Below are 26,331 nucleotides of genomic sequence, written 5' to 3'. Positions count from 1 at the left end.
AAGCAACGTAGCGGCCGGCAGTCCGGCCGCTTTTTTGTGTGCCGACGCCTGCAGATCATCCGCAGCCGTTCGTTTCCACGGTTCGCCTGGGCGTCGAATCTTCCGCCGACATCACCTGCGCGGCTCGAAGCATGCCGCCTTCTGAAACCTGCTTCGTGATGGCGAGCCCGCGCACGCAGCCCTGAATGGCTGCGAGGCGTCCTCCACGTCCGCTCGCGTGATCCGCGCGTGAGGCATTTCGCGTCTTCACTGCCACGTCCGCGACGCAGGCGTCGAATCCCGCTGCACTTCGCCTCGTCGTCGAAGCGAAGTGGTCGGGCGTCGGATGCGCCGATGCCACCAAAGGATGGAGTGGATCGATGCGCCTTCAACACCTCGCGCTGGCAGCAGCGCCGATAGTCCTCGTGCTGGTTCCCGTCCTGCTGGGCGCCCCTGCCCACGCAGCCACGCGACTGGTCAGCAACTGCAACGACAATGGCGCGGGCAGCCTGCGGGCCGCAGTCGCAAGCGCGGGGAGTGGCGATGCCATCGACCTGCGTTCGTTGCGCTGTTCGAGCATCGTGCTCAACGGGACCATCAACGTGCCGCAGGACCATCTCCGGCTGCTCGGGCCGGGCAGCGCGGCGCTGACCATCGACGCGAATCGCAAGGGGCGTGCGTTCCTCCATACCGGTGCGGGCACGCTCCATTTCGCGCGGATATCGGTGAGCAACGGCCTGTCGCGCGTCGCCGGCGAAGAAGATGAAGCCGAAGGAGGCTGCATCCATTCGCCCAACGGCACCGTCGAGCTGTTCCACTCGCGCGTGCACCATTGCGAAGCCTACTCGGAGGAATACACCTCGATCATCCTCTTCGGCGGTGGCATCGCGGCGCGCAACGTCGTGCTGAATTTCAGCAGCGTGTTCGAGAACAAGGCTGGCATCTACGGGTACGGCGGAGGCGTGTTCGCGAGCGGCTCGGTGAGGCTCTACCGCAGCCAGGTGTACGGCCACGACGTGACGGGCGACGGCGGCGGCATCTACGCCACGGAAGTGGATGCAAGCTATTCGACCATCCGCGACAACAGCGCCAATCGCGGTGGCGGCATCGCGTGCCAGGTCCTGAACCTCAACAAGTCGACCGTCTCGGGCAACCGCGCGGTGCTGCGCGACTTCCTCGGCGGATATCGCGAGAACGAAGCCGGCGGCCTGCTGGTGATGGGCACCGGCCACAGCGTCGTCGCCGACAGCACGATCTCGGGCAACTCGGCCTTCAACTACAGCGCCGCGGAGTTCAGCAACGGCACGGTAACCATCTACAACACCACGATCACCGACAACGTCGAGAACTATCCGGAAGGCGATCTGTGGCACTACTACCCGCCGGAATATTTCGGACGTGGCGCCCTGTATGCGACGACGCTGCGGCTGGAAGGAAGCATCGTCGCCGGCAACCGGCGAATCGAGGGCACGCCGCCATACGACATCGCCAACGGCACCGTAAGCGGCAGCCATAACCTCATCGGCGCTTCGCAGGTGCCGACGCCGGCGGACACGCTTGCATTTGCCGACCCGCGGGTACTGCCCCTGGCCGACAACGGAGGACCGACGCGGACGCACAGGCTGCGCGCCGACAGCCCGGCGCTGGATCGAGGCAACAACGTGCTCGGTCGCCAATTCGACCAGCGCGGGCCGGGCTTCCCGCGAGTCAAAGGCCCGGCACCCGATATCGGCGCGTATGAGCGCTGACGATCCCGCCGCCGCCCGTCCGAGGACACAGCGCGGAACGTGGATCGCCTGCGCGCACGCAGCTAGAGTGACCCCGCCGCGGCCGCGGAGCCGCGCGGGAGTCGATGCCATGACCGACCACGTCGCTTCGTGCAGTTGCGGGCAGCTGCGCATCATCGCGCGCGGCGAGCCCGTGCGCGTTTCGATCTGCCATTGCCTGTGCTGCCAGCAGCGCACGGGCAGTGCGTTCGGCGTGCAGGCGCGGTTTTCCGAGGACGCAACGACCGTCGAAGGCGACAGCACGCAGTTCGCGCGAACCGGCGACGAAGGCACGACGGCGCACTTCCATTTCTGTCCCTCGTGCGGGGCGACAGTGTTCTGGCGCGCCGACGCCATTCCCGGCTTCGTGACGATTCCGGTCGGCGCATTCGCCGATCCGACGTTCCCGGCGCCGACCGTGACGGTGTATGTCGACCGCAAGCACGCGTGGGTGCGGCTGCCCGACGGCATCCAGTCGCTCGACTGACCGCTGTCGATTCCGCGCGTCCCCGTTCGTCATCAGAACAGGCGGACACGTCGATCCGCACGGAGTGATCCCATGCGCAAGCTCATCGTGGCCGCGTTCATCAGCCTGGACGGCGTCATGCAGGCGCCGGGCGGGCCGGAGGAGGACACCAGCGGCGGCTTCGCGTACGGCGGCTGGATCGTGCCGTATGCCGATGGTTCCGGCGACGTGATGGACGGCGTGTTCATGCAGCCGTTCGCGTTGCTGCTGGGGCGCCGCACCTACGAGATCTTCGCGTCGTATTGGCCGCACGTGCGCGAAGGCGCGCCGCACCGCTTCATCGCCGACATGTTCAACGACGCGACCAAGCACGTCGCCACGCACCATGCCGACACGCTGCAATGGCAGAACAGCCGCGCGCTGGGCGCCGACATCGCCGCGGCCGTGCGCGAACTCAAGCGCACCGACGGCCCCGACCTCGTCACGCAGGGCAGCAGCGAACTGGTGCATCAACTGCTGGCCGCCGGTCTGGTCGACGAACTGCGTCTGATCGTGCATCCGATCCTGCTGGGGCAGGGCAAGCGCTTGTTCGACGATCGCGCGCAGCCATCGGCGTTCCGGCTCGACGCCACGCGCACGACGTCCACCGGCGTGCTGGTCAATCGCTACCTGCGCGAAGGCGACGTGCGGACGGGTTCGTTCGAATCCTGATCCGGTCGACGATTCGACCTGCTGCGCGGTCCCCCGACACGACGCGCTCCGCACGTTGGCGCGGCTCGAACGTGCGTGATGCATTCCCGCGAGACATTTACCGGGCACGAAAGAATCCTGCCCGGCGACGCGTACACGACCAGAACGCCTCGTGGCGCTGCTCCGCGGGCCTGCTCAGCCTGATTGGCTCCTGACCCAACGCAATGTTGGGCGACTTATCTGATTGATTTCGGAACTGTCCGATGTTGTGGGCGGGCCGCGACGAGGAACATTCACTTCGTCGCTAGGGCCAAGGCCTTGCGGCCCAACCATTCCCCCCAGCACATCTCAGGACTCCGTAATGAAGAAGACCCTGCTTTCCACCGCCCTGGTCGCCGTCGTGGCCGCCGCGGCCGTCCCGTCGGCCTTCGCCGCCGACGGCAAGATCACCTTCCGCGGCCAGATCGAAGACACCACCTGCACCGTGTCCGGCGGTACCGGCACCGACGGCGGCGCCCAGAACTTCACGGTCACGCTGCCGACGATCCAGAAGACGGCGCTCAGCACCGCCGGCTCCCGCGCGGGTGACACGCCGTTCTCCATCGTCATCGGCGGCTCGGGCCAGACCGGTTGCACCAACGGCAAGGTCGTGAAGGTCAAGTTCGAAGGCGCGCAGAGCCCGATCGACGCCGCAACCGGTCGCCTGAAGAACACCGTCGCCGCCGGCAACGCCGCCGTCGTGCAGGTCGGCCTGCTGAACGATTCGATGGCCGACATCAACCTGGTGGACAACACCAACGCCCCGACGGTCACGATCTCCAGCAACACGGCGAAGCTGAACTACTGGGCGCAGTACTACGCGCCCGCCACCGGCGTGACCGCCGGTGCGGTCGACACCTTCGCGATGTACTCGGTCGCCTACAACTGATCCACGGTTGACGGCAGCACCTGCGGGGCCGGTTCCGACCGGCTCCGCACACCGGCCCGAGGGCCGCGCGGTTCGCTATTCGAGGCAATGAGCATGAACATCTTCAATCGCGTGATGTGCGCCGTGCTGTTGACGGCCGGCAGCCTGTCCGCGGCCCACGCCGGCATCCAGATCGTCGGCACGCGTGTCGTGTATCCCTCCACCGAGCGCGAAGTGACGGTGCGCGTGATCAATTCGGGCACGTCGCCGCGCCTGCTGCAGGCCTGGACGGATTCTGGCGACGAGAAGGAAACGGCCGAGACGAGCAAGGCACCGTTCCTGGTGACGCCGCCGATCTCGCGCGTCGAGCCGGGCAAGGGACAGTCGCTGCGGCTCATGTTCACCGGCGACGGCAGCCTGCCGCAGGACCGCGAATCGGTCTTCTGGCTCAACGTGGTCGAAGTCCCGCCGAAGCCGGAAGGCGCCGCGACGGGCGAGAACAACTACCTGCAGTTCGCGGTGCGTACGCGCATCAAGATCTTCTATCGCCCGCAGTCGCTGCAGGGCGATCCGGTGGGCGCCATCGACCAGATCAACTGGCGCCTTGTCCGGCAGGGCGGCGACCTGGCGATGGAGTGCACCAACAGCAGCGCCTACAACGTGTCGTTCGCCGACGTGCGCCTGAAAGGTGCGCCGGATCGCACCGACGACATGACCGGCGGCGGCATGTGCCCCGCGAAGGGTCGCGAAAGCTTCCCCATCAAGGGCGGCGCAGACAACGGGCGCCTGACCTACAAGGCGATCAACGACTACGGCGCATTCATCGACGGCGAAGCGACCTACACGCACTGACCGCCGCCTGAGCACCACGCTGTAGCGGCGCGAGCCGCCCACCCGCCTCCCAATGCAATGCCCTCCCGCGGGAGGGCAGGGAGAGGTCTTGCCCCGTTTTCGCGCGCAGCGAGGGGCGACGGCCTCTCCGATCCGACAGGTCATCACCATGAACCATGTGTGCAAGCTTCACCGCGAAGTACCGGCCACGCGTCGGCCACTTATGCGTCCCTCGCGCCTCGGCACCGGAGTTCTCATCGCCCTGGGCATCGTGCCGCCGTTCGCGATGGCAGCGCCGAATCCTGCGCCGGAACCGGCGCCCGCGCCGCAGGAAGTCGAGTTCAGCTCCGCGTTCCTGGGCGAGGGCAGCGGCCGCTACGACCTGTCGCGTTTCGAACGCGGCAACTCGATGGTGGCCGGCGAGTATTCGCTCGACCTGTACGTCAACGAGTACCAGGTGTCGCGCGAGCACATTGCGTTCCGCGAAGCCGCCGATGGCCGCGTGCATGCGTGCTTCACGCGCAACCTGCTCGCCGTCATGAACGTGGACACGGGCAAGCTGGAAGCTGAGGGTGCGAATCTCGACGGGGACTGCCTCGATCTGGAAGCGCTGATTCCGAGCGCGACCGTCGTCCCGAATGCGGACGATCTGCGTCTGGACGTGTCCATTCCCCAGATCGCGCTGCTCCGCAATGCGCGTGGCTACGTCGATCCCAAATTGTGGGACCGCGGCGTCAACGCATTCACGCTTGGCTATACCTTCAATGCGTCGCAGTTCGACAGCCAGCAGGTGGATCACCAGCGCCAGGCTTACCTGGGTCTGGAAGCAGGCCTGAATGTCGGCGGCTGGCGCATCCGCAACCAGTCCAACGTGCGCTGGGACGAGGACGGTGGCAGCAGCTTCGACAACATCAACACCTATGCGCAGCACGACATCGACCGCCTGCAGTCGCAGCTGACCATCGGCGATACGTTCACCGAGGGGCGCTTGTTCGACTCCACGGCGTTCCGCGGCGTGAACATGGCCACCGACGACCGCATGCGCCCTGACTCGATGAACGGCTATGCGCCGGTCGTGCGCGGTGTCGCTGAAACCAACGCGCGCGTCACCGTGCGCCAGGCCGGCTATGTCGTCTACGAGACGACCGTCGCGCCGGGTGCATTCGAGATCAACGACCTGGGCGCCAGCGGTTACGGCGGCGACCTCGAAGTGATCATCCAGGAAGCCGATGGTCGGCAGCGCAGCTTCACCGTGCCGTTCGCGGCGGTACCGAACCTGTTGCGCCCGGGAGCCTGGCGCTATTCGGCCACGGCCGGCCGGATCCGCAACGACTTCCTTCTGGGCGACGCGCCGAACTTCATCGAAGGCACCTACCAGCGCGGCCTCAACAACCTGATGACGGGCTACGTCGGCGCCCAGGCGGCCGGATCGGGCCTGTACGCCAGCGCGCTGGTCGGCGCCGCGTTCAATACCCCGGTGGGCGCAGTGTCGCTGGACGTCACCGGTGCACGCACGAAGTTCGCGGGCGACGGCGGCGATCACAACGGCTACAGCGCCCGCATCACGTACAGCAAGAGCATCCCGAGCACCAACACCGATTTCGCGCTCGCCGCGTATCGCTATTCCAGTCTGGGCTTCTTCGACCTGCAGAACGCCGTGCAGCTCAACGACGGCGTGGTCAGTGGCCGGCTCGGCGGCGGCGTCGGCGACGAGGCAGGCGGCCAGCGCAGCCGTTTCCAGCTCACGCTGAGCCAGCGCCTGGGGCCGCGTGCGGGCCAGCTGTACCTGAGTGGCTCCCGCGGCGATTACTGGGATGGCCGTCCGGTCGAGACGAGCTACAACGCAGGCTGGAGCAATCACTTCCGCAATCTTTCGTACAGCGTGACCGCCAACCGCGCCCGCCTGGGCAACGGGCAGTACGACGACACGTTCTACGTCAACGTCACCGTGCCGCTGGGTCATGCGTCGGCGCGGAGCACGCCGCCGACGTTGAACCTGCAGGGTTCGCACGGTTCACAGGGCAATGGCCTCATGGCGAGCGTCAACGGCTCGGCCGGCGAGCGCAACCAGGTGGGCTGGGGCGTCAACGGCAACTTCGGCGATACCAACCACGACAGCGTCGGCGTCAACGGCAGCTGGCGCACGCCCTACGCCAACCTCGGTGCGGCGTACACGCGTGGCACCGACAGCCGGCAGGCGTCGGTGTCGGCCAGTGGCGGCCTGGTCGTCCATCCCGGTGGCATCACGCTGGCCAATAGCCTCGGCGACACCATCGGCATCGTCGAGGCGAAGGGCGCCAGGGGCGCGCATCTCAGCAGCGACGGCACCAGTCGTGTCGACCATCGGGGCTACGCGGTCGCTTCCAACCTTTCCCCGTATCGCCTCAACGAGGTGACGCTCGATCCGAAGGGCATTTCCGCCAGCGTCGAACTCGACAATTCGCGTCTGCTTACCGCGCCGCGCGCAGGTGCAGTGGTGCCGTTGAAGTACAAGACCGCTGTCGGACAGGCCTACCTCATCCATATCAACCCGACATCTGACATACAGCCGCCGTTCGGTGCCGAGGTGGATGACGCCGCAGGCAACGTCGTCGGCTATGTGGGTCAGAACGCCCAGGCCTTTGTGCGCCTGCCCGACGACAACAGCGTTGCACTGTCGGTGCGCTGGGGCACACAGAACGAGCGGTGCGTACTGGACTGGAATTCATCGCGCCAATCCACCGCCGCCGACGACATTACGCGCAGCGAGGCGACCTGCCATGAGCAATAAGTTCGACAGCCGTCGGTGTGCGATCGGCGATGCAGCAACCAATGACATCCATTCCCCGAGGGCCAGCGCTATGGCAAAAGGCGCGGAGATTCCCGACATGATTCCCAACGCGACCCAATCCCGGCGACGTCGCAGCCGCCTCCCTGCAGATGCTGTTGCTTCTGTTGGCGCTGTTGAGCTCAACTCATGTGTGGGCCAGCAGCTGCTCGGGTGGCGGGCAGACCTACTACATCAACCTGCCCTCCACGCTTCGCGTGGCCCGTGACACGCCCGCCGGCACGCAATTGACAGGCTGGTACGAACAGCAGTTTCCCAACACATACAACTGCTACCTCGACGCCTACTCGTTCCTTGGTTCCGCTGCCCAGGAGTTCGGATTCAGCGATACGGGAAGGACCTGGACCTCAGGCGGATACACCCATACGCTTTACCAGACCGGCGTGCCCGGTGTCGCGTTGGCAATGGAGTTCTCCAGGTACGTCAGCGACACACTGTGCTCGACGTGGTCGCCTTATCTTGGAATCACGCCCGCTGGTGGCGGTCCGGCCGGCTGGAGCGGCCAGCCGCCCTATGGATGGACCGGCGGCTCGTGCGGTAACGCCAACTACAGCATGAGCATGACCACGGGTGGCAAGGCTCGCTTTACGCTGGTCAGCACAGGGCCCATTACGTCTGGGACTACGTCGGCCGGCACGGTCATGCAGGTCAGCGCGTACATAGACGCAAGCCTCGTGGGCGCGCCAGTCTCGTTGGCCATTCCGGCGACCGTCATCACCTCGGGCAGTTGCATCACGCCCGACGTCACCGTAGACCTTGGCGTGCGCAGTCGGGTCGGCTTCACTGGTATTGGCACGAGGGTGGGCGCCACGGATTTCACCATCAACGTGAACAGCTGTCCGGCCGGAATGACATCGGTGCAGTACCGCTTGGAACTCGCACCGGGAGTGACTGCCTACAGTGCGAGCACCGGTGTTGTGAACCTCGATTCCACGTCAACAGCGGCCGGCGTGGGAGTGCAGGTTACCGACCGCAGCAACACGCCCTACAACCTCAGCACGATGCCCTGGAAGTCGATCTCGCCGAACTATTCGTCCGCCGGCAACTACACCATTCCGCTGCGCGCGGCGTATTACCAGACGGCGACCGCCGTTACGCCGGGCGACGCGAACTCGGCGATCATGTTCACGATGCAGTATCTGTAGACGCGGCCGCTTTCGATCGTTCAAAACAAAAGCCCGCCGCGATGGCGGGCTTCTGCCTTGCATCGGCGTGTTTGCCGGAGGCGTAACAGGCTGGATCGTGCCGCCCGAAAGAGAACGGCGGGATCGCTCCCGCCGTTCTTCATTTCCTGTTTGACGCGAAGACTCAGGACGAAACCGGCTTCACCGCCGGCGGCGACCACTGATCGTCGAGGATCGCCTGCTCCGGCCAGTACGTGCGCACGTACAACGAGAAGTCGGCGCCCTTGGGCGAGGGCAGCCAGTTCGCGCGCTGCACCGGGTCGCTCGGTGCGTCGGGCTGCACGTAGATCGTCAGCGTGCCGTCGGGGTTGGGCTTGAGGTCCTTGTTCTTCGTGCCGACGGAGTAGCGGTTGATCTCGTTCGGCGCGAAGAAGTGCTCCGCGTCGTACAGTGTCAGCGACCAGAAGCCCTTCACCGGCGGGCCGCCCTTGTCGAAGGTCACCGTGTAGCGCTTGCTGCCGTTGAGTCGCGCGCCGGTGTCGTCGAGGTCCTGGTAGAAGTACGTCGCCTCGTTCGGCTTGTTGACGTAGATGTTCGACTTGGCAACGGCGGTGCGCGTGAAGTAATCCGAGCCGAACTGCGCGCCGTTGCGCACCGTCGTCCAGTTGTGCGGCAGCGGCACGCCGAAGTTGCGGAACTGCAGCAGCGGCGCGATGAGTTCCTGCTCGGCCTTCTTCGCTTCGTCGATGGCGGCGGCCTTCAGCGCCGGGTCCTTCTGCAACGCGTCCACCAGCGCCAGTGCCTGCGCGTAGCGGGTTTCCTCGCCGGGCAGCGGCTTGGCGTCCTTCAGCACGATCGGCAGTTCATCGAAGAACGTATCCGGATTCACCTTCGGCGCTTCGCCGCCGCCGGGCGCGCGCGGCGGTTGCGGGAACGACGGATTCTTCGACCAGTCGTGCTGCTTCAGCTTTCCGTCGAACTTCGACAGCGGGTACATGTCGATCTGCGCCACCAGCGGCTGCACGGCGGCGCGATCTTCCGCGGTGTCGAGCAAGGCGACACGCGGGATCACGTAGCCGGTGTTGGTGCCGGCGCGGAAGACTTCGGTGATGCCCTGCGGCACCTCGCCCTTCCAGTCGGGACCGGCGAGCAGGTAGAAGCCCGGCTTGGTGTCGTACATCTTGCCGAGGTTGACGAAGCTGTCAGTGCGCGAGTCCACGACCTGGTACACCCAGAAACGGTCGCCGAAGTCCGGCACCTGGATCACCACGGGTTCGATGTCGAGCGCGAGCGGCCCGCCGCCGTACACGACGTCCTGGTTGGGGCACGCGACTTCGCGCTCGGACGGCGCGACGTAGTCGGTGAGCATCATCAGGCTGTTGGGCGGTGCGGCCGGAAGCACGCCGCCGAGCTTTCCGGGCCCCGGCAGATCCTTGAAGCCGAGCCGGCGGTTGTAGATGTTCACCATCGGCCACGCCCAGAAATACGTGTCGCGCGCGGCCATGCGAACGTAGGGCTCGGTGAGGCGCGTGCCGGCGACGGGACCGGGCACAGCGGGGGTGGGCGTTGGCGTGGTAGCGGGCGCTGGTGCGGTGGCGGCGGTGGGTTGCGGCGCAGGCGCCGCAGCGTCGGGAGAGGGTTGTTTCTGGCAGGCCGCGAGCGAAGTCGCGGCAACGATGGCGAGGGCGAGGGTGTGGATGCGCATGGGCTGTCCTTGTCGTGGGGTTCGTGTGTTCGGGTGCCTGCGCATCAGGAGCGCTTCACCAGCGGAGGAGGGGAGTAGCTGCCGTCCTTCACGCCGCCCTTCGGGCCGTAGAAGCGGAAGGTGAGGCGGTAATCCTGCCCGCGCGGTGTCGGCAGCCAGTTGCCGCCGGGCGCGTCGGCCGGTTTGTCGGCGGCGAAGTAGAGCGTGAGCGAGCCGTCGGGGTTGTACTTCAGGTCCGACTGGTTGTTGAGCAGGAAGCGGTTCTTCGGATTGGGCAGCACGCGGAAGTTCGTCGCGTCCACGGCGATCACCGACCAGAAGTAGTCGGCGAAGCTCGCCGGCAGCGCGTCCTTCGGGAAGGTGATCGTGTAGACGTGGTCGCCGCTGAGCTTCGCGCCGTCGCCGTCGAGCGAACCCTTGTAATAGACGACCTCGTCCATCGTGTTGGCCCAGATGCCGCCCTGGTTGATCAGCGAGCGGGTGAGCCAGTCGTTGCCGTACACGCCGACGGTGCCCGGGCGCACCCAGTTGTTGCGCTTCGTGCCGTGGCCGAGGATTTCCGACGCCTTGTGGAAGTCGGCCATCGCCTTGTCGCGGATGACCTGATCCACGCGTGCGCGTTCGGCGGGATCCTTCACGCCTTCGGCGATCGCGCGCACCTTGGCCTGCAGCGGTTCCATGCCGGTGTTCAGATCGGTCTCGCTGTCGAGCACGGCCGGGGCGAGTTCGAACGCTTCCACGCCCGGCGGCTTGGCGATGTCGAAATCCGGCACCGCCGGTTCGGTCGGCGGCGCCGGGTTGCCCGTCGCCTTGAAGGCGAACTGGTGCTGCAGCGCTTCGGCCTGCTTCCAGTCCTTGCCCAGTTCGACGCGCATCAGCACGCGCGAATACTTCACAGGCAGGTCGATGCGCGTGACGTTCGTCGGCAGCTGCACGTTCGCGCCCTTCAGGCACACCGCGTAATCGCCGGCGCCCTTGGGCTGCGTGCGCTCGTTGATGTTCGCCAGCGTCTCGCCCCAGCCGTTGAGGAACTGCACCGTGTAGTAGCGGTCGGTGATCTTCGGCACCGTCACGATCGTGCAGCTGTTCTCGTCGACGGCGACCCAGGCTTCGGAATAGGCGACATCGAGGTTCGGGTTAGGCCAATCCACGCCGCCCGGCTTGCGGTGGATCAGCTCGTTCCACTTGAAGCCTTCCTTCAGGTCGAGCTGCTGCTGGCGCAGCACCAGCAGGCGCGACAGCAGGTAGATGTACGCATCGCTGATGTCCTGGTCGGTGTACGACCGGGCGGGCGTGGCAGCGGGAGTTGCGGTTCCGGGCGGCGTCTCGGCGGCGCCCTCCGGTGTGGGCGTGCGATTGCACGCGGTGAGCGGGATCAAGGCGACGGCAACAGCGACAGCCAACCAGCGGACACGGGGCATGGCGGCAACTCCTTGCGAGGTAGGGGGTTGATGCGAGCGCCGGCGTGAAACGGCGGTGAAGTCGGATAAAGCCGAAGCGAGCTGAACGTGAGTTGCGTCGCAAGTCATTGATGCTACGAAGGAAACCGCTCGCGACTACCCCGAAACTGTCGCGTTGCGGCACGAAGCGGACTCATGCGGTGCGGCGGTTGCCGCGTCCGGTCCGGGTGGCTGCGCACTGGCATTCGCACACCAAACCTGGCCGCATGCGCGGCACGGGTGTGCACAACACAGCGTCCTTCGGCGCGGGTTGTTCTGGACACGGGGCGGCGCCAACCATGGACCGTCACCAGTCCAAGGACGCCCGCCATGACCGAGATCCTGCGCTACACCGCCTTCACCACCGATCCGGCCGGCGGCAATCCCGCCGGTGTCGTGCTCGACGCGCGCGGACTCACCGACGCGCAGATGCAGCAGATCGCCGCGGACGTCGGCTATTCGGAAACCGCGTTCTTCTCGCCGCGCGAGGACGGCGCGTTCGACGTGCGCTATTTCAGCCCGCGGGCGGAAGTCACCTTCTGCGGGCACGCGACCGTCGCGGCCGTCATCGCGCATGCGCAGCGGCACGGCGCGGGCGAGCGCACGCTGCACACGCGCGCCGGCATCGTGCGGGTGGACGTCGATGCGGGCCAACGCGCGACGCTGGTCAGCGTGGCGCCGCGCGTGGAGCCGCTCGCGGACGAGGACCTGACGGCCGTGCTGGCCGCCCTGGGTTGGCATCGCGATGAACTCGATCCCGCATTGCCGCCCGCGATCGGATACGCGGGTGCGTGGCATCCGGTGATCGCGGTCGCGTCGCGCGATCGACTGGCGCGACTGGACTACGACTACGACGCACTCGCCGCGCTGATGGCCACGCGTGACTGGACGACGATCAACCTCATCCATCGCGAGAACGACGCCACCTTCCACGCGCGCAACCCGTTCCCGCCCGGCGGCGTGGTCGAGGATGCGGCGACCGGCGCGGCAGCCGCAGCGCTGGGCGCGTACCTGGCGGCGAACGACGCGCTGCCTGCGGAACGCGCGTTCGTCATCCATCAGGGCGTGGACCTTGGGCGACCGAGCCGGCTGGACGTCGCCGTGCCGGAAAACCTTCGCGATGGCGTGCGCGTCAGCGGCGCGGCGGTGGCGATCGACGGTTGATCGCCATCCATTGAATGCGGTGCCTGGCGAGTTCCTCGCCATTCCACCGCATTCGGCACAGTCGCTGCCCGGAGCGTCGCACACGACCCAGCGCACACTTCCGCCCCGCGCCGCCTTACGACCAACGCCTATAGCCCGTTCGTCACTTGACGGCCCCCGAGCCCCCCACCCACAGTCGGTGCGATTTTGTCTCGATCGCCTGCCCGCCCGCCGTTCCGGCGTCCGCGGGCCCACTCCGGGGGTACTACAACAGTGGATAGACGTTCCTTCCTCACCATGTCCGGCATCGGTGTCGCCGGGCTGATGTTGCCGTTCGGCCGCGCCATCGCCGCCGAAGAGCTGCTCACCACCCTCGACGTGGCCAAGAAGAAGCAGCTGGCCGACGCCGCGCTGCAGGCCGCCACGTCCGCGGGCGCCAGCTATTCCGACGTCCGCATCGGCCGTTACCTGCGCCAGTTCGTCATCACGCGCGAGGACAAGGTCCAGAACGTCGTGAACACCGAGTCCACGGGCATCGGCGTGCGCGTGCTGGTCAACGGCGCATGGGGCTTCGCCGCCACCAACGCGCTGAACACGCAGGGCGTGGTGAAGGCCGCGCAGCAGGCCGCGGCGATCGCCAAGGCCAACGCGAAGATGCAGACCACGCCGGTCCAGCTGGCCAAGGCGCCGGGCGTGGGCGAGGTGTCGTGGAAGACGCCGATCAAGAAGAACGCGATGGAAGTGCCGCTGAAGGACAAGGCCGACCTGCTGCTTGGCGTGAACGCCGCGGCGATCAACGCCGGCGCCAACTTCGTCAACTCGATGCTGTTCCTGGTGAACGAGCAGAAGTACTTCGCGTCCACCGACGGCAGCTACATCGACCAGGACGTGCACCGCATCTGGGCGCCGATGACCGTCACCGCCATCGACCAGGCCACCGGCAAGTTCCGCACGCGCGACGGCCTGTCCTCGCCGATGGGCCTGGGGTTCGAATACCTGGACGGCGCATCGTCGGGCAAGGTCATCTCGCCGAACGGCGTCGTGAACTACGGCCTGTCGTACGACATGAAGGAAGACGCCATCGCGGCCGCAAAGCAGGCGAAGGCCAAGCTGAAGGCACCGTCGGTCAAGCCGGGCAAGTACGACCTCGTGCTCGATCCGTCGCACACCTGGCTCACCATCCACGAGTCCGTCGGCCATCCGCTCGAACTCGACCGCGTGCTCGGCTACGAAGCCAACTACGCCGGCACCAGCTTCGCCACGCTGGACAAGCAGAAGGAGCGCTTCCAGTACGGCAGCGGCATCGTCAACATCTTCGCCGACAAGATCCAGCCGGGCAGCCTCGGCGCCGTCGGTTACGACGACGAAGGCGTGAAGACCAAGAAGTGGGACCTCATCAGCGACGGCAAGCTGGTCGACTACCAGACCATCCGCGACCAGGCCCACATCCTCGGCAAGACCGAATCCGACGGCTGCTGCTACGCCGACTCGTGGTCGAGCGTGCAGTTCCAGCGCATGGCCAACGTGTCGCTGGCGCCGGGCAGGAACAAGCTGTCGGTCGCCGACATGATCAAGGACGTCGAGAACGGCATCTACATCATCGGCGACGGTTCCTTCTCCATCGACCAGCAGCGCTACAACGCGCAGTTCGGCGGCCAGCTGTTCTACGAGATCAAGAACGGCAAGATCACCCAGCAGATCGAGGACGTCGCCTACCAGATCCGCACGCCGGAATTCTGGAACGCCTGCGCCGCCGTCTGCGACGAAAGCGACTATCGCCTCGGCGGTTCGTTCTTCGACGGCAAGGGCCAGCCGGGCCAGGTTTCGGCGGTCTCGCACGGTTCGAGCACGGCGCGCTTCAACGGCATCAACGTCATCAACACCGCCCGCAGCCTCGGCTGATCGCGCGCTGGAGAACTGAATAAATGAGCATCTTCACCGAAGAACAGTCCAAGGCCATCCTGGACAAGGTCATCAAGCTGTCCAAGGCCGACCAGATCAGCGCGACGCTGTCGGGCTCGGTCGACGGCAACATCCGTTTCGCGCTGAACAACATCTCCACCAGCGGCATCGTCGACAACACCGAACTCGCGGTCGAAGTCGCCTTCGGCAACCGCGTGGGCACGGCGACCATCAACGAGTTCGACGACGCCTCGCTCGAACGCGTCGTGCGCCGCGCCGAAGACCTCGCGCGCCTGGCGCCGGAAAACCCGGAATTCATGCCGGCGATCGAGAAGCAGACCTACAAGCCCAGCCCGACCTTCAGCGAATCCACGGCGGGCATCACGCCGGAATACCGCGCCAAGGTGGCGGCCGACTCCATCGGACCGTGCAAGGGCGAGAAGCTGATCGCGGCGGGCTTCCTGGAAGACGGCCAGAACTTCGTGGCCATCGCCAACTCCAACGGCAACTTCGCCTACCAGCGCGGCGCGAACTTCAACTACACCTGTACCGTGCGCACCGAAGACGGCCGCGGTTCGGGCTGGGTCGGTCGCAACCTCAAGGACGCGTCGGACTTCAAGGCCGACGCCGACATCCGCACCGCCATGCGCAAGGCCACCGAATCGGCCGAAGCTAAGGCGCTGGAGCCGGGCAAGTACACGGTGATCCTGGAACCGGCCGCGGCCGCGGGCCTGATCTCGTTCATGATGAATTTCTTCGACGCGCGCCAGGCCGACGAAGGCCGCAGCTTCCTGTCGAAGAAGGGCGGCGGCAACAAGCTCGGCGAGCAGGTCTACGACTCGCGCGTGAACATCAGCGCCGACCCGTGGGATCCGCGCGCGCCGGTGCTGCCGTGGGATTCCGAAGGCCTGCCGCGCGAGAAGATGAACATCGTCGAGAACGGCAAGGTCGTCGCGCTCAACTACTCGCGCTACTGGGCCAAGAAGCAGGGCAAGCGCGCCGTGGGCGAGCCGGGCAACCTGCTGGTCGCCGGCGGCGACAAGTCCACGGCCGACCTGGTGCGCGGCACGCAGAAGGGCATCCTCGTCACGCGCACCTGGTACATCCGCATGGTCGATCCGCAGACCGTGCTGCTGACCGGCCTCACGCGCGACGGCACCTTCTACATCGAGAACGGCCAGATCAAGCACCCGGTGAAGAACTTCCGCTTCAACGAGTCGCCGGTGATCATGCTCAACAACATCGAGGAACTCGGCCGTCCGGTGCGCGTGGCCGGCGACGAATCCTCGTTCGTGATGATGATCCCGCCGATGAAGCTGCGCGATTTCACCTTCACCTCGCTGTCCGACGCGGTGTGACGGGGAAGTTCGATCGTGCAACGTCGTGATTTCCTCAGCTTCACCGGTTTGACCACGGCAGGCGCGCTGCTCCCGTTCGGGCGCAGCGTTGCTGCGGAAGCGCTGCTGGAACCGGTCGATCATGCGCGTCGTCGGCAGCTCGCCGACGCCGCGCTCACCACGGCCCGTGCAGGCGGCGCGCAGTATTCCGACGTGCGCATCGGCCGTTACCTGCGCCAGTCGGTCATCACCCGCGAAGCGCGCGTGGAGAACGTCGTCAACGCCGAGTCCTCCGGCGTGGGCGTGCGCGTGCTCGCCGACGGCGCGTGGGGCTTCGCGGCCACGCACGTGCAGACGCCGGAAGCCGTCGCGCAGGCGACGCGCACCGCGTTGTCGATCGCGAAGGCCAACGCGCGCAACCAGACGCGCAAGGTCGAACTCGCGCCCACGCCCGCATTGGGCGAGGTGCGCTGGGCCACGCCGATCCGCAAGAACGGCATGGAAGTGCCGATCAAGGACAAGGTCGACCTGCTGCTGTCGGTCAATGCCGCGGCGATGAAGGCCGGCGCGGATTTCTTCAACTCCACGCTGTTCCTCATCAACGAACAGAAATACTTCGCGTCCACCGACGGCAGTTACGTCGACCAGGACATCCACCGCATCTGGTTGCCGGTGACGGCCACCGCCGTGGACAAGGCGAGCGGCAAGTTCCGCACGCGCAATGGCCTGTCCGCACCGATGGGCATGGGCTACGAGTACCTGGACGGCGCGGCGGCGGGCAAGCGCGCGCTGCCCGGCGGCATCACTGCCTACGCCACCAGCTACGACGTGGTGGAAGACGCGGTGCAGGCCGCGCGCGACGCACGCGCGAAGCTCAAGGCGCCGTCGGTGAAGCCGGGCAAGTACGACCTGGTTATCGATCCGACGAACCTGTTCCTCACCATCCACGAGAACGTCGGCCATCCGCTCGAACTCGACCGCGTGCTCGGCTACGAGGCCAACTACGCAGGCACCAGCTTCGCCACGCTCGACAAGCGCGACGCCGGCTACAAGTGGGGCAGCGACATCGTCAACTTCGTCGCCGACAAGACCCGGCCGGGCAGCCTCGGCGCGGTCGGTTACGACGATGAAGGCGTGAAGACGAAGCAGTGGGACCTCGTGCGCGACGGCGTGCTCGTCGATTACCAGGCCACGCGCGACGAAGCGCACATCCTCGGCCACACCGAATCGCACGGTTGCAGCTACGCCGATTCGTGGTCGAGCGTGCAGTTCCAGCGCATGGCGAACGTTTCGCTGATGCCGGGCAAGGCGCCGCTCAGCGTCGCCGACATGGTCAAGGACGTCGAGAACGGCCTGTACGTGCACGGCCGCGGTTCGTATTCCATCGACCAGCAGCGCTACAACGCGCAGTTCGGCGGCCAGCTGTTCTACGAGATCAAGCACGGCAAGGTGACCGGCCTGGTCGAAGACGCCGCGTACCAGATCCGCACGCCGGAATTCTGGAACGCGTGCGTGGCGATCTGCGATGAGCGCGACTTCCGCCTCAACGGTTCGTTCTTCGACGGCAAGGGCCAGCCGAGCCAGGTCTCGGCGGTGTCGCACGGCGCGGCCACGGCGCGGTTCAACGGGATCAACGTCATCAATACCGCGCGGTCGATATGAACCGCGCGCAGTTCCTCCGCCTGATGCTGGGAAGCGCGGCAGCCGCGATGCTGCCGCCTCTCGCGCAGGCGGCGGCTGCGGACTACGACTTCTGGCTGACGCGGTTGAAGTACGACTCCGGCGACTGGGACGTCGACCAGCGGATGCCGGCGAACCTGATCACCTCGCTAATCGACTACACCCACCTGCGCGTGGATCCGAAGGAACACGTGCTGGCGCTGGCCGATCCGAAGATGCTCACGGCGCCCTTCTGCTACCTCGCCGGCCACAAGCTGGTGGACTTCAATCCGGCCGAACGTCGCAACTTCGAGCGTTACGTGCGCAACGGCGGTTTCGTCTTCGTCGACGACTGCAACCACGACATCGACGGATTGTTCGCCAAGTCGTTCGAGGAACAGATGGCGAAGATCTTCGGCCCGAAGGCGCTGAAGAAGCTGCCGAACAACCACGCGCTGTACCGCAGCTTCTTCGAGTTCAAGGACGGCCCGCCGGCCACCACGTTCGAACTCAACGGCTGGGGCGACGACCTGGTGCATGACTACCTGAAGGGCATCGAGATCGACGGCCGCCTGGGCGTGCTCTACAGCAACAAGGATTACGGCTGCGAGTGGGATTACGACTGGCGCAACAAGCGTTTCCTCGCCGAGGACAACACGAAGTTCGCCGTCAATATCGTGATGTATGCGTTGAGCAGTTGATGCCCCAGGGTCGTCATCCCCGCGAAAGCGGGGATCCAGCGACTTCAGGGCGGACGACGAAGGCACTGGATTCCCGCGTGCGCGGGAATGACGAGCAAGAGCGAACACGGACTCCACACATGAACCACACCCTCACCGAAGCGCAACTCAAGACCCAGCTCGAACGCCTCGGCACGCTGCGCAACGCCATCGCGCAGGCCATCGTCGGCCAGGAATCCGTCGTCGAGCAGTTGCTCATCGGCCTGCTCGCCGGCGGCCACTGCCTGCTCGAAGGCGTGCCGGGCCTGGGCAAGACGCTGCTGGTGCGCTCGCTCGGCCAGGCGCTGGAACTGCAGTTCCGCCGCGTCCAGTTCACGCCCGACCTGATGCCCAGCGACATCCTCGGCACGGAACTGCTGGAAGAAGACCACGGCACCGGCCATCGTCATTTCCGCTTCCAGCCGGGCCCGATCTTCACCAACCTGCTGCTCGCCGACGAACTCAACCGCACGCCGCCGAAGACGCAGGCCGCATTGCTGGAAGCGATGCAGGAGCGGACCGTCAGCTACGCCGGCGTGACGCACACGCTGCCCGCGCCGTTCTTCGTGCTGGCGACGCAGAACCCGATCGAACAGGCGGGTACGTATCCGCTGCCGGAAGCGCAGCTGGACCGCTTCCTGCTGCACATCCGCGTGGACTACCCGACCGAACGCGAGGAGCGCGACATCCTCGCGCAGACCACCGGCACGCACAGCGCGCACGTGCCCAGCGTGATGCACGGCGAGGAAGTGCTCGCGCTGCAGGCGCTGGTGCGCGAGGTGCATTTCGGCGACGACCTGCTCGCGTGGGTCACGCGCCTGGTGCGCGCCACGCGCCCGGGCGCCGACGTGCCGGATGAAGTGAAGCAGTGGGTGAAGTGGGGCGCAGGTCCGCGCGCGGGCCAGTCGCTGGTGCTCGCCGCGAAGGCGCGTGCGCTGCTGCACGGCCGCCTCGCCGCGACGCGCGAGGACATCGCCGCGCTCGCCGCGCCGGTGATGCGCCATCGCCTGCTGCTGTCGTTCGCCGCCGAAGCCGAGCAGAAGAGCGCCGACGACGTGATCGCCGCGCTGCTGCGCGCGGTGCCGTTCAACGGTTGATCGCCACGTTCCGATGAACGCGCCCGGCACCCGCATCGCCGACTTCATCCCGCCTGCCGTGCGCGCCCGGCTGAAGGACCTGCGCCTGACCTCGCGACGCGCGGTCGGGCTGCAGGGCCTCGGACTGCATCACAGCCGCAGTCGCGGCGCGGGACTGGAATTCGCGCAGTACCGCGCGTACGAGCCGGGCGACGAACTGCGTCAGATTGACTGGAAGCTCTACGCGCGCTCGGACCGCTTCTTCGTACGCGAAGCCGAACGCGAGAGCCCGCTCGCCGCGTGGCTCCTGATCGACGCGAGCGCGTCGATGGCGCAGGAAGACAAGGCGCGTCCGGGCTGGTCGCGATTGGCGGCGGCGAAAGGCCTTGCGGCTTGCGTGGCCGAACTCGCGCTACGACAGGGCGACCGCTTCGGCCTGGTCGCATTGCGCGACGACGGCGTGCGTCTGCTCGCGCCCGGCGCCGGCCTGCGTCAGCGCGACCGCTTCCTGCTCGAACTGCACGGACTTGAAGCGCGCGGGCAATGGCCGTCGCCGGAAAAGCTGCGCCCGCTGTGGGAACGCATCGGCGCGGGCGATCTGGTGGTGCTGCTCAGCGACGGTTTCGACGAAGGCGCCATCGACGTGATGACGCGCCTGGCCGCCGCGCGTCGCGAAGTGCTGACGGTGCGCATCCTCACCGCCGAGGAGCGCGATTTCCCCTTCAACGGCGGCCATCGCTTCCACGACCCCGAAACGGGTGAGGAACTGCTCGGCGACGGTGCCGCGATGCGTGCGGAGTTCCTGGCGCGCTTCACGCGGGCGCGGCGCGAGCTCGATGCGCGGCTGGATTCCAGCGGCATCCGCCATGCCGAATACGTGCTCGACCAGCCGCTCGACCTGCCGCTGCGGCGGCTGTTCGGCGCGCGCGACGCCGCGGAGTACGCGTGAGCCTCGCGTTCCTGATCCCCGCCGCGCTGGCCGCACTGGGCGCACTGCTGATCCCGCTGGCGATCCACCTCGCGCGCCGCAGCGAGCAGCGCCCGACCGCGTTCGCCGCATTGCGCTGGCTGCGGCAGAAGCCCAAGCCGCGGCATCGCATCCGCTTCGACGAATGGCCGCTGCTGATCCTGCGCCTGCTGCTGGTCGCGCTGATGGCGCTGCTGCTCGCGCGTCCCGTGCTGCACGGCGGTGAATCGCATGCACCGTACGTCGCCGTGGCGCCGGGCGTAGATCTCGCAAAAGCGCGAGCGGCGCTCGATTCGCCGCAGGCGCGCTGGCATTGGCTGGCGCCCGGCTTTGCGGAAGTAGAGGCGGTGCCGGATGCGACGCACGCATCGCTTCCGAGCCTGCTGCGCGAACTCGACGCGAACCTGTCGGAAGACGTCGCGCTGACCGTGCTCGCGCCGGAGCGCATCGATGATGCGGATGGCCGGCGCATCGTCTTGTCGAGGAAGGTCGACTGGCGTGTCGTGCCGGGTGTGACGCCGGCTGACGCTGCACGGAAGGCATCTGCCGCGCCTGCATTGATCGTCCGCCACGCGGCTGATCGTGCGACGGCAGCGCGCTACCTGCGTGCCGCCTCGATCGCGTGGCAGCCGACGGGTTCGAATTCGAAGGTGGATTCCGCATCCACCGACCAGCCGTTGCCTTCCGATGCGAAGCAGGTCGCGTGGCTCGCGGCGGGCGATGTTCCGCCGCAGGTACGCGACTGGGCGCGCAACGGCGGCACGCTGCTGCTCGACGCCGACGCGAAGTTCGCCGACATGACCGCGTGGACGCCACTGTGGCGCGATGAAGGCGGCTCGACGCTGATCGAAGGCGCCGCGTACGGCCGCGGCCGCGTGCTGCGCTTCACGCGCACGCTCGTTCCGCAGGCGATGCCGCAGCTTCTCGACGCGACGTTCCCGCAGCATCTGCGCGACGCGCTCGAACCGCCGGCCGCGTCGCCGTCGCGCGTTCTGTCCGCCGAACACGCTCCGCTCACCGGTGGCCCGACGTTCCCGATCTCGCCGCGCGATCTCCAGCCGTGGCTCGCGTTGTTGATCGCGCTGGCTTTCCTGCTCGAACGCTGGCTCGCGACGTCGTCGCGACGCGCGGTGGCGCCATGAACGCGACCACGCTGCTACGCCAGACCTTGCAGCACGCCCGCACGCGCGTCGCGCTTGACGCCGTCGCGCGCACGCTGCCGTGGGCCTTTGCCATCGCAGTCATCGCTTGGCGATGGCAAGGCGTCGGCGTGGCCTTGGCGGTGTTCGTCATCGCGACCGCCGTCGCCGTAGCGTTCGCGATCCATCGCGCGCGCAGGCTCGACACGCACTGGCTCGTGCAGCGCCTGGACGCGACGCGTCCGGACATGGAGGACAGCACGGACCTGCTGTTCGCGCCCGAAGCGTCGATGACGACGCTCGAACGCCTCCAGCGCGGCCGCCTGATCGAACGTCTTGAGCGCGGCGCGACGCCGGATCTTCGTCCGCGCGTGGTGGACGCGCGCGATCGTGCTTTCAGTGACGATAGCCGCCATCGTGTCCGCCGCCGCGCTGTTTTGGCCGGATCGTCCTGCGCAGGCCTTCGACGACGTCGTCGCGCAGCTCAGCGGCGAGGCCACCAAGCCCACGCACACGCGCATCGTCGAGCAGAACCTGCGCGTTGCCCCGCCGGCTTACACGCGACAGGCCGCGCGCGACGAACCTTCGCTCGATACGCGCGCGCCGTTGGGCACGAAGCTGACCTGGACGCTGCGCCTTGCGCCGCAGCCTGCCGGCGCCGAGCTCGTCCTCCACGACGGGCGCCGCGTCGTGCTGCGTCGCGATGGCGACGTCTGGCGCGGCGAGCACGTTCTCACGCGTTCGGCGCTGTATCGACTGAGCCTGACCGATGCGCCGCCGCTGCGCGATGCCAAACCGCATCGCCTCGATGCCATCGCCGACCGCCCGCCGCAGGTGCGCGTGATCGAACCCGACCGCAGCTTGAGCCTCGCCACCGCGAACCAGAAGGCGTGGTCGGTTTCGTTCGAAGCGAGCGACGATTACGGCATCGCGAACACGGCGAGGCTGCGCATCACGCTTGCGCAGGGCAGCGGCGAAAACATCACCTTCCGCGAGCAGGCCGTGACGTTGCGCGGCGCCGGAAGTGCTGCGACCAAGCGCTTCTCGCATTCGCTGGACCTGCGCGCGCTCGGCTTCGCCGTGGGCGACGACCTGATCGCGCAGCTGGAGGTGGAAGACAACCGCACGCCGTCGCCGCAGAATGCGCGCAGCGCGAGCCTCATCCTGCGCTGGCCGTCGGACCTCGGCACCGAAACCAGCGACATGGAAGGCATGGTGCGCAAGGTGATGCCGGCGTACTTCCGCAGCCAGCGCCAGATCATCATCGACGCCGAAGCGCTGTTGAAGGAAAAGCGCCGCCTCGACGCTACCGAATACCTGCGACGCAGCGATGCCATCGGCGTCGACCAGCGCATCCTGCGCCTGCGCTACGGACAGTTCCTCGGCGAAGAGGCCGAAGGCGAGCCGAAGCCGCCGCCGACGTCCGATGACGTTTCCGCCGTAACGGAATCGGCGACCGAAGGCGCGGACGAACACGAACACGCGAACGAACCGGCGAAGGACGATCACACGCACGACAACGCCGCCGCGACGACATCAACCTTCGGGCAGGAAGGCGCGGTGCTCGAGGAATATGGCCATACGCATGATCACGCCGAAGCGGCGACGCTGCTCGATCCGGAAACGCGCGCGACGCTGAAGCTCGCACTCGATGCGATGTGGCAGTCGGAAGGTCATCTTCGCCAGGGGCATCCCGACCTGGCGCTGCCGTATGCGTACACTGCGCTCAAACACATCAAGCAGGTGCAGCAGGCCAGCCGCATCTACCTTGCGCGCGTGGGCCCGGAGCTTCCGCCCATCGACGAATCGCGCCGCATGAGCGGCGACCGCGCGGGCATCGCGCGCCGCGGTGACGCGCTGGTCGCGGCGACGCCGCCCGATCCCGCGCTGCTTCAGCTCTGGCAGGCGCTCGACGATGCGCGCGCTCGCAGAGACGACATGGACTTCGCTGCGCTCGACCGCTGGCTGCGTGCCAACGAATCGCGCGTGGCCGATCCGCTGTCGCTGATCGCCGCGATCGAAGCGCTGCGCGCCGAACCATCGTGCGCGTCGTGCCGAAGCGAACTGCGCGCGCAATTGTGGCCGTTGCTGTCGCGGCCGCCGGCCGCGGTGCCGCGTCGCGACGACGGCGATGCGGCCGGTCGTCGCTATCTCGACGCGCTGCGGCAGGAGAACGCGCGATGACGTGGTTCACGCCGACGACGACGGCCTGGGTGCTCGGGCTCGCGACGGTCATCGCGATCGTGCGCCTGCTCGTGCGCCACCTGCGCGCCGATCCGGCGCAGCGTTCGCACCTCGCGCGCATCGCGGTGCTGCTCGCCGCGCAGCCGCTGTGTGCCGCGCTGCTGTATTTCGCGCTGTGGCCGCCCACGGTTCCCGGTCGCGCGGGCACGCTGGTGATCGCCACCGCAGGCGCACAGCGCACGCAGGTCGCGGCCGGCGACGCGCTGGTCGCGCTTCCCGAAGCGCCGGCGTGGGCGGAGGTCGAGCGTGCACCGGATCTCGCGACCGCATTGCGGCGACATCCCGGCACGCAGCGCGTCCGCGTCATCGGTGATGGCCTCGATGCGCGAGATCGCGATGCGGCATCGGGCCTCGCCGTCGAATTCGAAGCGGCGCCGCTGCCGCGTGGCGTGCTCGAACTGAATGCACAAGAGCGCATCGCGGTCGGCGACGAATTCAGCGTGTCCGGTCGCGTCGGCGGCGTGCACGGGGGTGTCGTTGAACTGCTCGATCCCGCGCGTCGTCGCGTCGACCAGATGACACTGCCGGCGGACGGGCGCTTCACCTTGACCGCAACCGCGCGCGGCGAAGGCAGCGCGATGTTCCGCGTTCGCGTGCTCGATGCGCGCCAGCGTGCGGTGGAAGACGTCGACGTGCCGGTCCAGGTCGAGGCGCAGGTGCCGCTGCGCGTGCTGGTTATCGCCGGTGCGCCCAACCCGGAAGTGAAATACCTGCGTCGCTGGCTGGAAGACGCCGGCCTGCCGGCGCAGACGCAGATGGCGGTCGGCGGTGGCGTGCAGCTGGGCGATGCGCCGGTTTCAATCGATGCCGCAACGCTGTCGCGCTTCGACGTCGCCATCCTCGACGAGCGCGCGTGGTCGTCGCTCGGCGATGCGCAGCGTGGCGCGCTTGATGCCGCAGTGCGCGATGGCCTGGGTCTGCTGATTCGCGTGACGGGCGCGCTGTCGGCGAACGAGCGTGCGCGCCTGCGCGCGCTCGGTTTCGTCGTCGAGGGCGGTCGCGACTCCACTGTCGCGAAGCTTGCGCAGGGCGCCCGCGACGATGCCGCCGAGCGCGCACGGCTGGGTCCCGGTACGCAGGACGCGCCGCGTTCGCACGAGGAACCGCCGGTCGCGGTGCCGGAACTCACGCGTCGCGATGCGAAGCTCGGCGCTGCCGATGGCGTGACGCTGCTGCGTGATGCGAATGGCGCGGTGCTCGCCATGTGGCGCGCACACGGGCGCGGTCGCGTGGGGGTGTCGTTGTTGGCCGACAGCTATCGCCTGGTGCTTGGCGGTCGCGACGATCGCCATGCGCAGCTCTGGAGCGATACGGTCTCGACACTGGCGCGCGCGCGAAGCCATGCAACGTTCGGCATCGACGCCGATGCATGGCAGGGCGAGCGGATGTCGCTCTGCGGCGTGCAGGAGGATGCGTCGGTCGTCGCGCCCGACGGTTCGATGCATCGGGTGCTGCGCGATCCGGCGGCCCGTGGTTGCGCCGCGTTCTGGCCCGAATCGGCGGGCTGGCACCGCGTGCGTTCGGGCGATCGCGAACAGGCGTTCTTCGTGCGCCCCCCCGATGCGGCGCCGGGCATGCGCGCGCAGTCGATGCGTGAGGCAACACTGCGCCTCGCATCGTCCACTTCGAAGGTTGCGAACGATCAGGCGACGGGCCCGGATCGACCGGGCGCGCGTTGGCCGTGGTGGCTCGGCTGGCTGGTCGCGAGCGCGGCGTTGTGGTGGTTCGAGCGTTCGCGCGTGGGGCGCCGCGTCAGCGCAGCGTGATCGAGCGCGACGGCCGCGTATCGGCCTGCAAGGCATCGCGCAGCAGCTTCAGTGACGCCGTGCGCCGACCCTGGGTCTCGGACGCGACGCAATCGGACGGCACGCGCAGTTCGAAGCCGTGCATGTCGGCATCGGTCGCGGTGGCGAACACGCACACGTCCAGCGCGACGCCGGTCAGGATCAGCTTCTTCGCGCCGAGCTTGCCCAGCAGCATGCGCAGCGGCGTATCGCGAAAGCCGCTGCGCTCGGGCTTCAGGACGAAGAAGTCGTCGTCCTCCGGATGCAGCAGCTTCACCAGCGGCGCGCCGAGCGAATCGGCCGCGCCGCACTCGGCCACGACCTGCTTGAAGTCCGAACGCCATTGGCCGTAGTTGTCGTTGACGTAGATCGCCGGCACGCCGCGCGACTTCAGCCGCTTCTTCAGGCGCGCGATGTTGCGTGCGGCCGGCAGGGCCGCGGCGAGCAGCTTGTCGCCCTGCGGGAAATCCAGGGCGTTGATCATGTCGATGATGAGGAGGGCGTGGCCTTTCACTCGTCGCTGCGACCAGGAACGGGAAGGCTAGGATCGACGCGGCGAGGTGAGCGCGCCGTCAGAGAGCCCAGCCGCGCACGGGCGCCGCGATGTGCAAGCGCCCTCATCCGTTC

At 67.4% G+C, this 26,331-nt stretch carries 19 protein-coding genes and 1 pseudogene; 17 read left to right on the top strand and 3 right to left on the bottom strand.

Annotation, left to right across the window (positions count from 1 at the left end; genetic code table 11):
* Positions 1 to 359 precede the first annotated feature (359 nt).
* The 7 genes from ABIE51_RS18110 (at position 360) to ABIE51_RS18080 (ending at position 8,611) form a co-directional block, all read left to right on the top strand.
* Positions 360 to 1,727, top strand: coding sequence for a choice-of-anchor Q domain-containing protein (locus tag ABIE51_RS18110; RefSeq protein WP_192632787.1), 1,368 nt, complete (start codon positions 360 to 362; stop codon positions 1,725 to 1,727).
* Positions 1,728 to 1,836: 109 nt separating this feature from the next.
* Positions 1,837 to 2,232: a GFA family protein gene (locus ABIE51_RS18105; protein ID WP_192632788.1), complete on the top strand. Its 396-nt coding sequence runs from the start codon at positions 1,837 to 1,839 to the stop codon at positions 2,230 to 2,232.
* A 72-nt stretch (positions 2,233 to 2,304) separates the two neighbouring features.
* Positions 2,305 to 2,922, top strand: coding sequence for a dihydrofolate reductase family protein (locus ABIE51_RS18100; RefSeq protein ID WP_192632789.1), 618 nt, complete (start codon positions 2,305 to 2,307; stop codon positions 2,920 to 2,922).
* Between the two features lie 340 nt (positions 2,923 to 3,262).
* Positions 3,263 to 3,829 (top strand): fimbrial protein, encoded by a 567-nt coding sequence (locus ABIE51_RS18095; protein WP_192632790.1) that lies wholly within the window; start codon positions 3,263 to 3,265, stop codon positions 3,827 to 3,829.
* A 93-nt stretch (positions 3,830 to 3,922) separates the two neighbouring features.
* Positions 3,923 to 4,660 carry a fimbria/pilus periplasmic chaperone gene (locus tag ABIE51_RS18090; protein ID WP_354504665.1) on the top strand — a complete coding sequence of 246 codons (738 nt, stop codon included), beginning with the start codon at positions 3,923 to 3,925 and terminating at the stop codon, positions 4,658 to 4,660.
* 202 nt (positions 4,661 to 4,862) lie between these two features.
* The gene (locus ABIE51_RS18085) at positions 4,863 to 7,409 is read left to right on the top strand and encodes a fimbria/pilus outer membrane usher protein (RefSeq protein WP_192632791.1); all 2,547 of its coding nucleotides are present in this window, start codon (positions 4,863 to 4,865) and stop codon (positions 7,407 to 7,409) included.
* Between the two features lie 149 nt (positions 7,410 to 7,558).
* Positions 7,559 to 8,611 (top strand): fimbrial protein, encoded by a 1,053-nt coding sequence (locus tag ABIE51_RS18080; protein WP_354504662.1) that lies wholly within the window; start codon positions 7,559 to 7,561, stop codon positions 8,609 to 8,611.
* Positions 8,612 to 8,774: 163 nt separating this feature from the next.
* On the opposite strand, the gene ABIE51_RS18075 is transcribed toward ABIE51_RS18080, so the two are convergent.
* A complete protein-coding gene (locus ABIE51_RS18075) occupies positions 8,775 to 10,295 on the bottom strand; it encodes a DUF1254 domain-containing protein (protein ID WP_192632793.1) in 1,521 nt (506 codons plus the stop codon).
* A gap of 44 nt (positions 10,296 to 10,339) precedes the next feature.
* Positions 10,340 to 11,716: a DUF1214 domain-containing protein gene (locus ABIE51_RS18070; protein ID WP_192632794.1), complete on the bottom strand. Its 1,377-nt coding sequence runs from the start codon at positions 11,714 to 11,716 to the stop codon at positions 10,340 to 10,342.
* 348 nt (positions 11,717 to 12,064) lie between these two features.
* On the opposite strand from ABIE51_RS18070, the gene ABIE51_RS18065 reads away from it, so the two are divergent.
* The 10 genes and pseudogenes from ABIE51_RS18065 to ABIE51_RS18015 all read left to right on the top strand — a co-directional run bounded on the left by ABIE51_RS18065 (position 12,065) and on the right by ABIE51_RS18015 (position 25,686).
* The gene (locus ABIE51_RS18065; protein WP_192632795.1) at positions 12,065 to 12,898 is read left to right on the top strand and encodes a PhzF family phenazine biosynthesis protein; all 834 of its coding nucleotides are present in this window, start codon (positions 12,065 to 12,067) and stop codon (positions 12,896 to 12,898) included.
* A 252-nt stretch (positions 12,899 to 13,150) separates the two neighbouring features.
* Positions 13,151 to 14,779, top strand: a complete 1,629-nt coding sequence (locus ABIE51_RS18060) for a TldD/PmbA family protein (RefSeq protein WP_192632796.1) — start codon at positions 13,151 to 13,153, stop codon at positions 14,777 to 14,779.
* A gap of 23 nt (positions 14,780 to 14,802) precedes the next feature.
* The gene (locus tag ABIE51_RS18055) at positions 14,803 to 16,137 is read left to right on the top strand and encodes a TldD/PmbA family protein (RefSeq protein WP_115841874.1); all 1,335 of its coding nucleotides are present in this window, start codon (positions 14,803 to 14,805) and stop codon (positions 16,135 to 16,137) included.
* A gap of 15 nt (positions 16,138 to 16,152) precedes the next feature.
* Complete coding sequence (locus ABIE51_RS18050; RefSeq protein WP_192632797.1) at positions 16,153 to 17,778, top strand: TldD/PmbA family protein; 1,626 nt, start codon at positions 16,153 to 16,155, stop codon at positions 17,776 to 17,778.
* Complete coding sequence (locus tag ABIE51_RS18045; protein WP_115841872.1) at positions 17,775 to 18,476, top strand: DUF4159 domain-containing protein; 702 nt, start codon at positions 17,775 to 17,777, stop codon at positions 18,474 to 18,476. Before ABIE51_RS18050 ends, ABIE51_RS18045 begins: the two co-directional genes overlap by 4 nt.
* 119 nt (positions 18,477 to 18,595) lie before the next feature.
* Positions 18,596 to 19,591 (top strand): AAA family ATPase, encoded by a 996-nt coding sequence (locus ABIE51_RS18040; RefSeq protein WP_192632798.1) that lies wholly within the window; start codon positions 18,596 to 18,598, stop codon positions 19,589 to 19,591.
* Positions 19,592 to 19,604: 13 nt separating this feature from the next.
* Complete coding sequence (locus ABIE51_RS18035; RefSeq protein WP_192632799.1) at positions 19,605 to 20,519, top strand: DUF58 domain-containing protein; 915 nt, start codon at positions 19,605 to 19,607, stop codon at positions 20,517 to 20,519.
* Complete coding sequence (locus tag ABIE51_RS18030; protein WP_192632800.1) at positions 20,516 to 21,679, top strand: BatA domain-containing protein; 1,164 nt, start codon at positions 20,516 to 20,518, stop codon at positions 21,677 to 21,679. Before ABIE51_RS18035 ends, ABIE51_RS18030 begins: the two co-directional genes overlap by 4 nt.
* Positions 21,676 to 23,860, top strand: a pseudogene (locus tag ABIE51_RS18020) (hypothetical protein). Before ABIE51_RS18030 ends, ABIE51_RS18020 begins: the two are co-directional and overlap by 4 nt.
* On the top strand, positions 23,857 to 25,686 hold the full coding sequence (locus ABIE51_RS18015; protein ID WP_192632802.1) for a carboxypeptidase regulatory-like domain-containing protein: 1,830 nt from the start codon (positions 23,857 to 23,859) through the stop codon (positions 25,684 to 25,686). The pseudogene ABIE51_RS18020 and the gene ABIE51_RS18015 overlap by 4 nt, the downstream one beginning before the upstream one ends.
* On the opposite strand, the gene ABIE51_RS18010 is transcribed toward ABIE51_RS18015, so the two are convergent.
* Entirely contained in the window at positions 25,673 to 26,218 is a 546-nt protein-coding gene (locus ABIE51_RS18010) for a cysteine hydrolase family protein (protein WP_354504654.1), read from the bottom strand. The genes ABIE51_RS18015 and ABIE51_RS18010 overlap by 14 nt on opposite strands.
* Positions 26,219 to 26,331 lie beyond the last annotated feature (113 nt).

The sequence above is a fragment of the Lysobacter sp. OAE881 genome, assembly GCF_040546665.1.
GTDB classification, from domain to species: domain Bacteria; phylum Pseudomonadota; class Gammaproteobacteria; order Xanthomonadales; family Xanthomonadaceae; genus Lysobacter_J; species Lysobacter_J soli.
Note: the sequence above shows the minus strand (reverse complement) of the source record. Positions and strands in the feature narration are given on the sequence as shown.